Here is a 14,191-nt window from a genome sequence, read left to right as displayed (position 1 = left end):
GTCCGCCAGTGCCCCCGAGGGCGTCCCGGCTACGACCACCGTCCCCGCTTGGCCTGGGCGGCCGCCCGCCCCTCCGCGCCCTTGCGCTTCCAGTCCCGCTTGATCTCCGCGCGGAGCCGGGCGTCGGTCTTGGCGACGATCCGCTGGTTCTCGCGCACCAGCTTGCGGTAGCTGTCGAGCCTGCGGTGCGGCAGCGCGCCGCTGTCCACGGCGGAGCGCACCGCGCAGTCGGGTTCGCTGTCGTGGGCGCAGTCGGGGAAGCGGCAGCGGCGGGCCAGTTCCTCGACGTCGGAGAAGACCTGGCCGACCCCTCTGCCCGCGTCGAAGAGACCGACGCCGCGCAGCCCCGGCGTGTCGATGAGGACACCGCCGCCGGGCGTCGGCAGGAGGTTGCGGGTGGTCGTGGTGTGGCGGCCCTTGCCGTCCACGTCACGCGCCGCCCGTACGTCCATGACCTCCTCGCCTACGAGGGCGTTGGCCAGCGTGGACTTGCCCGCGCCGGACTGGCCGAGGAGGACGGCGGTGCCGGTGCCGACGAGGGCGCGCAGCACGTCGAGACCTTCGTCGTACAGCGCGCTGACCGTGAGCACGGGCACGCCGGGCGCGGTCGTCTCGACGTCCTGGACGAGGTGCGCGAGCGTCACCGGGTCCGGCACGAGGTCGGCCTTGGTGAGGACGACCACGGGCTGCGCCCCGGACTCCCAGGCGAGGGCGAGGAAGCGCTCGACGCGGCCGAGGTCGAGTTCGACGGCGAGCGAGAGGGCGATGACCGCGTGGTCCACGTTGGCGGCCAGGATCTGCCCGTCGGACCGCTTGGAGGAGGTGGAGCGGACGAAGGCGGTACGGCGAGGCAGCAGCGCCCGTACGTACCGGGGCGTACCGCCGGGTTCCACGGCCGCCCAGTCGCCGGTGCACACGATCCGCATCGGGTCGTTGGGCGTGACGAACGCGGTGTCGGCCCGAACGGTGCCGACGGGGGTGACGACGTCGCACTGCCCCCGGTCGACCCGCACGACCCGCCCGGGCAGCAGACCGCGCTCGGCGTACGGCGCGAACTCTGCCTCCCAGCCGGCGTCCCAGCCGTAGGGGTCGAGCGCGCGCGAGGAGGAAGAGGAGGAAACGGAGGAACCGTCGAGGAAGTTCAAGGGAAACCCTTCAGGGGGCGGCCCCGGCCGACAGCGCGCCTGTGCGCGGAGGTGACCCTGGATCAGGGAGGGTTCAGCCGGAGACCACGGAGGTGGCACGAACGGTCTGCTGAGCGCGGGCAGCGCTCGTCACGAAGACGGTCATCGGGCTCACCTCTCATTCCTCGAACACGGTCGACGGCGGCGGCCGAGGGCCACCGCGGGATGCGACGTCAGCCTAGGAGCAGCCGGCGTGCGACACCACCGAATTAATCCCGGGGTCGCCGGCCGCACCGCTCGCGCTTGCCGGTCGGGGACCTCGCGGCCCCGCCCCGCGCCCCCGTGCAACGCCCCCCGTCACACCGGGAGATAAGGGCGGTACCTGCTGATAGCCTGGGATGCTCCGGGTGAGGTGCGTGCCGTTTCCGCCTTTTCGCAAAGGCGTTTGACGAACCGTCGGATGACTCATGACTGGTGCGGGGGGTGCCGGGTGGGCGAGGCTGTCGACTGGGCAACGGGCGTGGAGTGCTATGCCGGTTCGCTGGGGACGGACAGCCCGCCGGAGCGGGACATCGCGACGGCGGCCGCGCCCGTGGCGGTCGTGGTCGCGCGTGAGGCGCTGTTCCACGCGCACGCCATCGCCCCGGACAAGTCGGTGGCCGTACGCCAGGTGGAGGTGCTGGCACGGGCGTTCGCCGGGGACGACCCCGAAGGCGTGGGCGCGCTGCTGGACTTCTGGCACTTCGCGTGGACGGGCCGGTTCGCCACCGGGGTCTTCCACGGCGACGAGACCCTGCCGCCCGCGCTGAAGTCCTCGCTCCAGGCGCTCGCGTCCGCCGGTGGCCGCCCCGCGCTGCACGCGGCGCAGGAGGGGCTGCTGCGCGAGGCGCGGCGCAGACTGGAGACGGAGACGCGGGCGGCGGCCGCCGCGAACCATGTGATGGGCAAGGACCTGTTCCTGCGCCCGCTGCAGACGTTCACCGAGGACGGCCCCGACACGTGCCTGCTGCTGGCCAAGTCCCCGGCGGACGCGGTCAAGTCGGTCAACGGCGCGCTGCTCAAGCCGCTCTCGATGAGCGGCGTCCGCTATCAGCAGACGGTGGAGACGGCGGCGCGGATCGCCGACCGGATGCGGGAGGTGCAGGCCCTCGACGGCATCGTGCGGGACGCGCCGCCGCGGGTGCCGTTGCAGGTGTCGGAGGACGACGCGGCCCGGCTGTCCCCGGCCGCCGCCGCCCTGCTGCCGCTGGTCCTGCTCGATCTGACCGGTCCGGAGGCGGAGGCGTTCAGTCCGGCTCCCGTGCTGGAGCGGCTGGAGGAGCGGCTGTCCCTGCTGGAGGCGCAGGACGCGCTGCGTCCCGCGCTGGCGCTCGGCGAGACGGGCCGCAAGGGCGGCGTGGTGGCGCAGGCGCAGTCGTATCTGGCGTCGGTGCGCAGCAGGCTCGACGGGGTCGCCCGGCACGTCTCGGAGAGCCCCGAGCTGGTCGAGTTCCTCGACGAGGTCCGCGCCGAGGTCGCGGGCGGCTGGACCCGTCAGGTCGACTCCCTGCTGGAGCTGGCGCAGCCGCTGGTCGCGCGGGGCAGACGTCTGGAGCGGACCCGCGCCCTGCGCGAGAGGATCGCGGAGAGCCGCACCGGCGAGGACCCGGAGGATACCGGCGCCGAGGACCCCGCGCTGACCCGTCTCGCGGGCATGGTGGACGTCGTCGAGCGTACCGAGGACGAGGAGGCAGCCGAGCAACTCCTCGTAGCGGCTGAGGACTTGGCGCAGGGGATGTCCCCCGCCGAGGAGAGCCGCCCCGGTGCGCGCGGCGCCGCCGTCGTACCGAGCGGCGAGCCCGTGGCCGTACCGCCCATCCTGCTGCTCGCTGAGCTGCTGGAGGAGCCCTGGCATCCGCTGCTGCCCCGCGCGCTGCGGGCGGTGCCGGACGCGGGGACGGCGGCCGCCGTCTTCGAGGAGATGGCGGCGCGGGGCTCGGGACCCGCCCAGCGGGCCGCCGCCGTGTGTGCCATCGGCTGGTCGGTGTTCGGCGGCGACCCGGAGCGGGCGCTGGAGCAGCACGCGCGGCTCGCGCAGCGTGCCAGCCGCTCGGCGACCCGGTACTGGAACGAGGGCTGCGCCCGGGCCGCGCTCGGTGATCTGGACGGTGCCGTCACCGCCTTCGAGGCCGTCGCGCGGCTGGGTGACAGCCCGCCGCAGCTCGTCGTGCCGCCGGTGCGGGAGCTGTTCCGGGTGGCGGGGCGGCCCTGTCCGTTCCGGCAGCCGCTGCGGCACGGGCCGGTGCCCGACGGCCGTACCGACACGTTTGTGATGCAGCGGTTCGAGGCCACGGCCAAGCGGCTGCGCCTCGGCGGGCGTACGGCCGATGCCGAGCTGCTGCTGGAGGCGCTGACCGAGGTGTCCGCGCTGGCCCCCGGCCGTTCCCTGCTGATGAAGATCTACCGGGAGGAGCACCGGCTGGCCGACGCCGAGCGGTTCGTGGCCCGGATGACCGAGCGCGGCGCCGCCGACTCGAAGCTCGGTTTCGATCTCGCCCTGGTGGCCGCCGAGAGCGGGAATCTCGGCCGGGCGGGCGAGTTGCGGGACTCCCTCGCGGCGGCCGGGGCGCCGACGCAGGATCTGCTCCAGCTGGAGCGGCGGATCGCGTTGGCGCGGCCCGTGGTCGGCGTACCGCAGTTGCCCGCGCAGACCCAGCCGTATCCGAGGACGCAGCCGTACCCGCCGGCGCAGGACGCCCCCTCGCACCGGCCGCCCGCCGCCGAGGACGGGGACGAGGGGAATCTTCCGCCCGTGCTGCTGCACGAGGATCTGCTGGCGCTGGACGCGGACAGCCTGCCGTCCGGGCTGCTGGCGGCGCTGACCCGGGTGGAGAATCCGCTGGAGGTGGCGCAGGGCTTCGCCGACTGGGCGGCGGAGGCACAGGGCGACGCCGCGCGGGCGGCCGCCGCGTGCGCGGTCGGCTGGGCGTGCCGGGCCGGGGACGCCGGGCTCGCCGCCGACTGGGCGGACAGCCTGCTGCCCGCCGACGCCTCGGGCTGGCTGCTGTGGAACCGGGCGTGCGCGCAGGAGTTGACGGGGGACGCCGAGGGCGCTGCCCGCACGCTGGAGCTGGCGCTGGACAGCGGGGACCAGCCGCCGTCGGGGGTGTGGCCGCTCCTCGCCGAGCGTCTGGCGGCCGCGGGCCGGCCGGTGCCGCCGTCGCCGTACAGCACCGTCGTCGCGCCGAACCCGCCCACCCGGATCGGCAACGCCACCGTGCAGCACTTCGAGTCGCTGGCCAAACGGCTCTACACGATCGGGCGCCGCCGTGACGCGGAGTGGCTGCTGCGGTCGCTGGTGGAGGCCGCGCCGCGCACTCCGGGGCGGCTGCTGCTGATGAAGATCTGGCGCGAGGGCCGCCGCCTGGACGACGCCCTCACACTCGTCTCCCGGCGGCGCGCGTTCGGCGAGGACGACTGGCGGCTGTGCTACGAGGCCGGGCTGGTGGCGGTCGCCGCCGGGCGGCCGACGGTCGCCCAGGACATGCGGCGCCAGGTCGTGTCGCTGGGCGGCCCGGCCGAATGGATCGAGCAACTGGACCGGCGGATCGGCGTACCGCCGACGACGGCCGGGCCGCAGGTGTCCGGCGGTCCCCGTACCGTTCAGGCGCCCGAACAGCACATCGTGCAGCAGGCGTTGAGTGGCCGTCAGGACAAGGCCGCTCTTCTGGACCCGGCGCGGCAACTGCTGGACGAGCGCGGGCCCTCCCCGGTTCTCGCGGTCGCCCGTCAGCTCGAACGCACCGCGCCCTGGGCCCGGTTGACCCTGCTGGACCTGCTGATCGACCGGGTCGCCGAGCAGCCGGACCGGCAGGCCCCGGCCGGGCTCGTGGAGCAGGTGGTGGGCGGCGGCGACACCAAGCTGGTGGAACGCCTCGCCTCGGCGCTGGACGACTCCGGTGAACACCAGGAGGCCATCCGCCTGCTGACCGAGTTCGCCGACCAGTGCCGCCCCGCCCAGCGGCCGAGGATCTGGCACCGGATGGTCGTGCTCCTGCGCAGTCACGGGGAGTCGGACGAGGCCGACAAGGTCATGGCCGCCACGTCCCCGCCGTTGCCCCCGCAGCCGCTGTCCGCCGATGTGGACCGGACCGTACGACTCCCGCCCCACCACTCCCACCTGGTGCTGCCGCCGCGCCCCGCGGAGGGGTCCGCACCGCTGCACGAGGCACAGGACCTGGAGCAGGAGCGGGGCCCGGGAGCCGCCGCCGACGCGTGGTGCGCGGCACTGGAGGCCGGGCATGTGCTGGCCTATCCGCACACCCTGGGCGCCCTGGTCACGGCGGGGCGCGCCGAGGAGGCGCTGGGGCTGTTCCGGCGGTACGCGGACCGGTTCTGGACGGGCTCGGCGGCGGCCTGGAACATCGCCGCCGCGTACGCCCAGTTGGGGCTGCTGGAGCAGGCGGCGGACACGCTGGAGATCGAGGCGCGGATCAGCAGTTGGACGGCGCTCAGCGCCGAGGCCAGGACCGGCGTGGACGAGATCTTCCGCAGGGTGGGCAGGCCGTCACCGCGCAGGCTGCTGACCCCGAACAACGCGTTCTCCCTGCCCGGACCGGCGACGCCGGAGCAGTCCGACGAGGACGGCCTCGCGCAGCCGCGCACCGACTGGGCACCGGACGGCGCGGCTCCGGTCCCGGCACCCCGTCCCGCCCGAGAAGTACTGCCCGTCCACTCGCACGAACCGGCGCCCCCGCTCCCGCTCAGGGCCAAGCCGGAGGAGTGGGAGAACCGCGTCCAGAGCACCTCCCTGGCGGGCGCCCTGCGCGGTCACGAGCCGGGCTCCGCCGGCTTCGCCCAGCAGACACTGCTGATGCGCGCCGGGTGCGGCCGCCTCATCGAGGGGCTGGCCGGGGAGGCCGAGCGGTTCGTACGCCCCGCGCCCCGCCCGCTCGGCCCGGACATGCTGAAGCGGGTGAGCCCGGCGGCGGCCACCGCCTTCACCGCGGGTCTCGCCGCGGCTCAGGAGGAGCGCTGGGCCGAGGCCGCCGATGCCTGGCGGACGGCCTACGACGCCCACCCGCGCAACGAGGTCATCGCCTCCGACCTGGTGCTGGCCCTGGTGCACACCGAAGAACCGGCGCTCGCCCGCACGCTGGTCGACGGCTTCGCGTTCAGCAGTTCCTTCATCCGGCCCCGCGCCGCGCTGGCCCACGCGCTCGGCGGCCCTCGCGCGGCGGTGGAGGAGATCGCCCGGATGCGTGCGGAGGATCTCGGCCTCGGCCGGACGGAGCTGCCGCTGGCGCAGGCCGGGCTCGAACTGCACCGCCTCGGCGACCCGCACGCCGCCGCCCGCACCCTGCTGTCCGTCGCCGTCGACCGCCCCACGGGCCTGGCCCGGATGTTCGCCGCCGTGGCCCTGCTGCTCGGTCAGGACGCCGGGGACGACGCGCTCGTGGAGGAGGCGTACCGCTCACTGCTCGCGCCGATGCCGCACGTCAACGAGATCGTGACGGTGTCCCTGGCCGACCGCCGCCCCGATCATCTCCTGCTGGTCCGGGGTCTGCTCGGCGCGGGCCAGCTCAAGAGGCTCGCGGACGCCCGCTCGGTGGAACTGGCCCGGGAGGAGCCCTCGCACCGCAGGCTCCAGGTGATGCGTGCGCTGCTGGAGCAGCGTCGCGGCGTCTCCCCCGACACCCGCTGGCTGTGGGCCCGGATGCTCTGGCAGGACGGGGAGAGCGCGGAGGCGGCGCAGGAGTACGGCGAGGTCGTCCGCGAGCTGGCGACGACCCCGGGCCGTCCCCGGCTGGCGCACGCCGTCGAGGACTGGATCCAGGCGGCCCGCTCCAGCGGCGACCCCGACCGGCACCGGGAGGCCCTGGCCACCAAACAGGAACTCGGACTCCACATGCGGACGCGCGAGCTGGAGATCCTGCGCGGTGACGAGGTGGCGCAGGAGAGCCTCCTCCTCGACCTGGACGCGGACCTCGTCTCCTTCCGGGCGGCCGATGTCGTCGGCGGGCGCCCGGAGGCGTCGTACCGGCTGGAGCGGGTCGTGGAGTCGGTGCGTTCCCTGGCGGCGGGCAGCGAGGACGAGGTGGTCGTCGACGAGCTGGTGAACGTCTGGTACCTCCAGCTCGCCCAGGACATCGACACCGAGGACGGCCGCGCCCATCTGATGGTGCTGCGCCGGCAGGCCAGGGAGCTGAGCAGCAGGGTCGGCGACCGGGCGCTGCGGGATGCCGCGAAGCAGGTGAGCATGGTCACCTACCGGCTCTGGGAGGAGTCGGGGCGCCGCCTGCTGCCGCCGCGGGTCGAGGGCGCCCTCCAGGTGATCGAGTCGGAGCTGTGGTGCCACGACGACGGCCCGCTGCACGTCCGCCTCACGGTGGAGCCGCAGGAGGGCGAGGGGCGCGTCCAGATCGGCTACAACGGCTCGCCGTACGTGGAGGTGCAACTGGACCGGGGGCGGCGGCAGCAGGTCGTCTTCCGCGTGGACGACGAGCTGTACGGCGCCGACCGGGTGGAGCTGGACTGCTGGATCTACCGGCCGGACGCCTCGGAGACCCTCAAGTGGCCCTTCCCGGTGGAGCGCAGGCCCTGGCGCGAGGAGCTGGCTGCCCACGCCTTCGCCGCGGGCAGCCCCGCCGATCCCCGCATCCGGGTGCCCCGCAAGGCCGAACTCACCCTGCTGGGCCACCATTACCGCGACCGGCTGGCGGCCCCGGTCCGCTTCCTGCACGGGCCCCGGCAGGTCGGCAAGACCACCCTGGCCCGCTCGCTCTCGGGCAACCCGCTGCCCGGGAACCCGGCCGAGTGGCCGCTGCCCGGGGTGCTCGCCGTGGAGGTCAACGGCGAGATGTGGAGCCATCTGCACCGGATGTCCCTGTGGACGTGGCTGGCCCACCAGATCCGCAAGGGCGTCCGCAAGGCGTGGCCCGCCGGAGTGACCTGGGAAGACGAACTCCCCAGTGAGGGCGACGAGTTCAGCGAGTGGCTGACCGGTATGCGGCTCACCGGCCTGGAGGGCTGGCGGCTGCTGCTGATGATCGACGAGTTCCAGACCCTGCTGGACCGGGTCGGCGAGTCGGGGCTGCCGATCGCCCATCTCGGCGACCAGTTGCGGGCGATGGCGAGCGACCCGGACACCCCGCTGTTGCTGCTGACCCTGGGCTCGTGCAGCTTCGAGAGCCTGAAGGCGCGGCTCGTGCCGCACGGCAGCAACCTCACCGACGAGATCCGCGAGTTCCCGGTCGGCTTCATGGAGCCGGAACAGGCGCGGGAGATCTTCCAGTTGGGCTTCAACGAGGAGGTCATCCGCCAACAGGACGTGGTGGAAAGGGTCGTGGACTACACCGGCGGCTACCCGTACCACGTGCACTGCATGGGCGAGGAGTTGGCGAAGCTGCTGGCCCGCCGCAAGGCGTCCATCATCACCCCGGACGACGTCGAGTCGGCCGCGCAGGCGCTCATGGAACGCCCCGAGGTCGTCAAGCCGTTCTCGGACATGGAGCGGGAGCCCGGGGTGGCCGACGCGATCGCCTATCTGCTGGAGAACGAGACCGCCCCCGACGAGGACGACCTGCTCACCATCGACGGCGACGCGGTCGACATGGCGACCGAGCCGGAGGTCGACCGCGGACTCGACCGGATCAAGGAGCTGGGGCTCATCCGGAAGTACGGCCACGACGACTACATCTGGTCGAACCGGCTGATCCACACCTGGCTGAAGCAGCGGCACGTCAAGCAGCGGCTCAAGGAGCAGGCCCGCGAGGCCGCCCACCCCGTCCCCGTGGTGGCCCCGGCCGCCGAGACGCCGACGGTCCCCGCCGACGCCCTGGCCGGCGACGATCCGGCGGCGGCGCTGCGCGGCGCGGGATTCGAGGTGGGCGAAGGGCTGGGCGTGCAGAAGCTGGACGAACACCCCATGGTCCGGGCGGTCAGGCTCAACGGCCGCAAGGCCGTCGCGAAACTCCTCAATCCCGACGGCGACGACGACTGCCTCGCCGCGCTGACCTCCCGGTTCGACGCCCTCAAACGCAGCGCGGTCAGCGGGGTGCCCCTCCTGCTGCCCGAGCGGTCCGTGATCGACGACCGCTGGTTCGTCTTCGAATGGACCGAGGGCCGCACCCTGGCCGACGTCGTGCGGGACGAACCCCGCAAGCCCTACCACTGGCGGGACGCGGTGGACTGGATCGTCGAGGCGGCCGACGTCGTCACGCGCGTCTACCGGGAGAGCGACCTGACTCACGGCGACATCAAGCCCGAGAACCTCGTCCTGGCGCCGGACAGCCGGGTGACGGTCCTGGACTGGGGCGGCGGCAACCTCTCGGGAGCATGCAGCCCGATCCTGCGCGACCACGCCTTCGACGCCCGCTACGCCCCCGAGGAACGGGGCTACGGCGACGACGACTGCGACAGCCGCGGGGTACGCCCCGAGGACGACGCCTACTCCCTGGCCGCGGCCCTGTTCCACCTGGTCCATCCCCGGCGCAGGCCGCTCGCCGATCTGGCGCCCGGGGAGAGCGACCCGCAGCTCCTCGACGTCCACTTCGACGACATCGAGGACGAGACGTCCCTGCAGCTCAAGAGCGTCCTGCACAAGGCGCTGCTGTCCCGCCCCGCCCGCCGTTTCCAGAACGCCGAGGAACTGTCCGCCGCCCTGAGGGAGCTCCCCCGCCCATGACCGCGCCCGCCTCCAGTCCCGCCCCCGGTCCCCGTCCCGTGCCGAGACCCGGCCCGGCGCCGACGCCGGGACCGGCGGGCTCCGGCTGGCCCGCGCGGCTCGCCGCGGCCCTGTCCGGCACCCCCGGCCGGATCGTGCTGCCGCACCACTCCCCCGTGGGTCAGGGATCGTCGTACTCCTACGGCACGGAGCTCGACGCCATCGTGCTGCTGCCGACCGTCGCCGTCGTCGTGCAGTTGCTGCCCGCCGAGGAGGGCAGGGTGCTGGGCCACCACGCGGCGTACCACTGGCACCACGAGCACGGCGCCGTGCGCACCGTCGTGCCCAACCCGATCGCCCGCATCCGGCACAAGTCGTCCGTCCTCCACTCCGGACTGGGCCGACGGATCGCCACCCAGGGTGTCGTCGTCCACTACGACGAGGTCGACGTCAGCGGGGTGGAGCGGGAGGCCAAGCACCCGCTGGTCCCGCTGAGCGGCCTGGACGCATGGCTGACCGCGCTTCCGGCGGGGCGGCGGCCACCGGTACGGCCGGAGGAGCTGCGCCGCCGTCTCCAGGCGCGCCGCCCCGACTCCTGGCCCGAGAACGGCTACCGCCAGGGACGCGTGCTCACCTACCAGGACACCTGGGTGGTGCACGAGGGGGTCCACGTCGACCAGGCGGAGCAGCGGCACCGGGTGGCCCTGGTCATCGGGCCGAACGACGCGGAGGCCCGCAACCGGGCGGACCGCGACCTCGCCGTCGCCCACCGCGCGGCCCTCGGCCCGGTGCTCGCGCCGTTCACGGTGGAGAACGGCTCACGTCTCGTCGTACCCCTGCCGCTGCCGCCCGGTCCCGACCTCGGCGCCCGGCTGCGCGCCGGACTCACCACGGCCGAGGCGCTGGACCACTCCCTGGCCCTGCTGCGGACCATCGCCGACCGGCACTCCCTGCGCATCGTGCACCAGGCGATCCGGCCCGAACTCGTCTTCCCGAACGAGGACGGCCGCACCGTCACCCTGATCGGCGCCGTCTACGCCCGCATCGACAGCCGGCGCGGCGGCACGGACCTGCTGCGCTCGGCGGTACGGGACGTGCACATCGCGCCCGAGATCCGCGACGGTTCGACCCGGGCGGTGCCCCAGGCGGCGGACGTGTGGTCGTGGGCCACCGTCACCGTGGGGCTGCTGCTCGGTCCGGGGGCCGGAGACCATCCCGCCGCCGACCTCGACCGGCTCCCGGCGGACGTGCCCGCCGTATGGCGCCGCGCGCTGGGCAACGCCCTGCGCGGCCAGGGGGAACGACCCCGCGCCGCCGCACTGCTGACGCTCCTGGACGGCAACCCGGCCGCCCGTTCGGGCACTTCGGCACCCACGCCGGCGCGTCCGGAGCAGCCGACGGCACCCCGGCGGCCGAATCCCGCTCCCGCTCGGGCGCGTGGGGCACGGCTGTACCAACTCGGCCCGTACCAGACCGAGCAGGAGCGCAAGGTCGCCCACACGCTCGCGCAGGGGCTCGACCCGGACGACGCGGTGATCGTCGCGGCGCGGGCGGACCGGCGCGGGCGGGCGACCGACGTGGACTGCGTGGTCCTGCGCGGTGACGTGCTGATCGCGGTCGAGTGCAAGAACTGGCGCTTGCCCGAGGGCCTGGACCCGTCGGCGGACACCTGGCCGCCCGGCCCCGGTGTGACGCGCGCCTACACCAGCCACTCGCCGCTGCCCCTGCTGCGGGAACTCGCCCCGGCCCTGAAGCGGCAGATCGACTGGCCCGGCAGTACCGCCTGTCTGCTGGCCGTTCCCCGGGTGCCCTCCCTCACCAACCCCGGTTCCCCGGCGGCGAGAACCCTCGTCTCCCAGGAGCCTGCCGAACTCCTGCGCCGGGTACGGGAGATCGCGCCCGACGGCAAGCGTCCGCCTCGGTTCGAGGAGTGTCTGCGGCGGTTGGTCGGCGAGATCGCCCTGCCTCCGGTGCTCGCGGGTTTCCGCCTGGAGGCACCGCACGCCCTCGGCGACAACTGGCAGGCGTACCGCGCCGAGGCGGGCGGGCTGCCGCACTACCTCAAGGTCATCGGCGAGAACATGACCACCCTGCCGACCGCCGAGGCGAGGCAACTGCGCAACGAGCTGAGCCTGCGGGTCAGCAGCGTGGCCCGCAAGCTCGCTGCCCGGCCCGAACTGGCCCGCCGCGTGTTCCGCCCCGTGGAGCTGCCCCGCGACACCCCCGAGGTCGAACCGCACCTGCTCATCGCCTACGTCTGGGAGCACGACGACCCGGTACGGCACCTGCCCGCGCCCCTGCCCGCAGCCCAGGCGGCCGAGGTCGTCACCGGGCTCGCGGCGGCCGTGTCCGAACTCCACGCGGGCGGCGTCGTATTGCGGGACCTCTCCCCCGACTCCGCCTACCGGTGCCCACCCCCGCCCGGGGCGCCGCCGAACGAGCCGTACTACAAGGTGTCGATGCTCGAGTGGATGCGGGTGCCGCAGGTGTCCACCGCGGCGGTCTCCCGGCTCTTCACGCGCTTCCCCTCGCCGTACGTGGCGCCCGAGATCCGCGACGGCGACGAACTCAAGGCCCGGGCGTGCGATCTGTACTCGCTCGCCGGGGTGGCCCACTGGCTGCTCACCGGCGAGGACCCGCCGTACCACCGCGCCGCCGACGAGGTGGGCGCGGACCTCGCCGCGCACGAGGTGCCCCGCCCGCTGATCGGCCTGATCACGGCGGCCCTGCGGCCGGGCAGCACCCGGCCCGGCTGGAGCGTGCGGGACTTCGCGGCACGGATGGAGGCAGCGGCGCGCGCGACCTGACGTCTCGTCATTCCACGGCGCAGCGCTCTCCGTTGAGAGTGAAGGCGCGTGGGTCGTCGTTCGCCCCGTCGTGCGTGCCGACGAAACCGAACGCGAAGGACCCGTGTGCCGCCACGGACTTGTTGTAGCTCTTGGCGGAGGCGGTGACCTGGGAGCCGGACTGGTGCGAGGTGGCGTCCCAGGTCTGGCCGATGCGCTGCCCGTCGTCGAAGGTCCAGGCGAGCCGCCAGTCGGCGAGGGCGTCGTCGGTGGTGACGGTGAGGGTCGCCTGGAAGCCGTCGCTCCACTGGTCGTCCAGATGGTAGGCGACCTGGCAGGTGGGCGCGTGCGAGGACGTGGCGGTGGGGGCGGGCGCGGCCGCGGAGGCCGAGGCGGTGCTCCGGTGCCTCGGGCTCGGGGTGGCGTGCCGGGTGCGGGTCTTCGGGGTGCTCGGGCTCGGGGAGACCGGGACCGTGCGGGTGGTGGCGGGGGCGGCCGAGCGGGAGGGGGCGTGGCCGGGGCGGGCGGCGCTGGGGGCGGCGACCGGGCGCTGGTCGTCGTGGGCGGGGGCGCCCTCGTCGCCGTCCGAGCCGCCGAACGGCATCAGCGAGGCGCCGAGCGCGACGACGGAGATCAGCCCGGCGGCGGCGAGCAGCCCGCCGCGCACCACGCGGCCGCGGGACGCGTCCCGGTCGGGGTCGCCGGGTCCGGTGCGCCCCGGTCCGCCCGCGCCGAGGCGGACCTCGGCTGCCCGGCGGCGGCGCTCCAGATAGGCGAGCCCGCCCCAGCCGACGACGCCTCCGGCCAGGGCCGCGGGCAGGGCTCCGCCCGTCAGACGCAGACAGGCGGCGGCCTCGGCGCACGGCACGCAGGTGGCGAGGTGGCGGGAGAGGTCCTCGGGCTCCTCGGCGCCCGGCGAGCGGGTGACCGCGTCGAGCAGCCGGGCGTAGCTGCGGCACTCGGCGTCCAGCGGGGTGTCCCGGTGGGCGCGGTGGCAGCGCTCGCGGAACAGCACGCGTACCTGTTCGAGTTCGGTGCCCACGGTCTGCGGGTCGAGGCCGAGGCGCCGGGCGAGCACGCTCAGCGGGAGCGCCTCGACCTCGGCGAGCCAGAGCAGCGAGGCGTCCGCCTCGGGCATGTCCCGCAGGCCGCGCAGCGCGACGGGCCGGGCGAGGGGCGGTCCCGCATACCGCGCGGCGGCGTCGGAGTTGAGCCACAGCCGCAGGTCGGGGTCCAGTCCCTGACCCTGCCCCTCGCCCTCCCACACGGCGGCCGTCTCGCGTACCGCGGTGAGGAGTTCGGGGACGACGGGCAGCCGGGCGGGGCGACGGCCCGGGCCGCGTACGGCGGTTCCCTCGGCGCGCAGTCGGCGCACACCCAGGGTGAAGGCTTCGTCGGCCAGTCGGCGTGCCGTCATGGAGCCGGCGGTGCACAGGTCCGCGTACGACAGGACCGCGTCCCAGCATTCGGAGAACAGCGCGGTCTCGTCGGCGTCCTGAGGGGTCGGCAGGTCGGACAATCGAACTCCCGCGTCCACGAACGAGGTCAACTCACCACAGAGGCGATGGAGTTGGCGATACCCCGCGGCGGCAGGAGCTTTTCACGCCACTACGGCGGCTGACAAGCGGACCGTGCGA

4 protein-coding genes are annotated in these 14,191 nt (G+C 74.4%); 2 read left to right on the top strand and 2 right to left on the bottom strand.

Features of this window, described 5'->3' with window-relative positions; translation table 11 throughout:
• Nucleotides 1-29 precede the first annotated feature (29 nt).
• Nucleotides 30-1,145, bottom strand: a complete 1,116-nt coding sequence (gene rsgA, locus ACWEEU_RS04805) for a ribosome small subunit-dependent GTPase A (RefSeq protein ID WP_451728493.1) — start codon at nucleotides 1,143-1,145, stop codon at nucleotides 30-32.
• A gap of 469 nt (nucleotides 1,146-1,614) precedes the next feature.
• Here rsgA and ACWEEU_RS04800 point away from each other — a divergent pair, with 469 nt between their 5' ends.
• Both ACWEEU_RS04800 and ACWEEU_RS04795 read left to right on the top strand, forming a co-directional pair.
• The gene (locus ACWEEU_RS04800; protein ID WP_451728490.1) at nucleotides 1,615-9,789 is read left to right on the top strand and encodes a hypothetical protein; all 8,175 of its coding nucleotides are present in this window, start codon (nucleotides 1,615-1,617) and stop codon (nucleotides 9,787-9,789) included.
• A complete protein-coding gene (locus ACWEEU_RS04795) occupies nucleotides 9,786-12,575 on the top strand; it encodes a hypothetical protein (protein WP_451728487.1) in 2,790 nt (929 codons plus the stop codon). The genes ACWEEU_RS04800 and ACWEEU_RS04795 overlap by 4 nt, the downstream gene beginning before the upstream one ends.
• Nucleotides 12,576-12,582: 7 nt before the next feature.
• On the opposite strand, the gene ACWEEU_RS04790 is transcribed toward ACWEEU_RS04795, so the two are convergent.
• Nucleotides 12,583-14,073, bottom strand: coding sequence for a cellulose binding domain-containing protein (locus ACWEEU_RS04790; protein ID WP_451728484.1), 1,491 nt, complete (start codon nucleotides 14,071-14,073; stop codon nucleotides 12,583-12,585).
• Between the last annotated feature and the right edge of the window lie 118 nt (nucleotides 14,074-14,191).

It is taken from the genome of Streptomyces sp. NPDC005004 (genome assembly GCF_053600675.1).
Note: the sequence above shows the minus strand (reverse complement) of the source record. Positions and strands in the feature narration are given on the sequence as shown.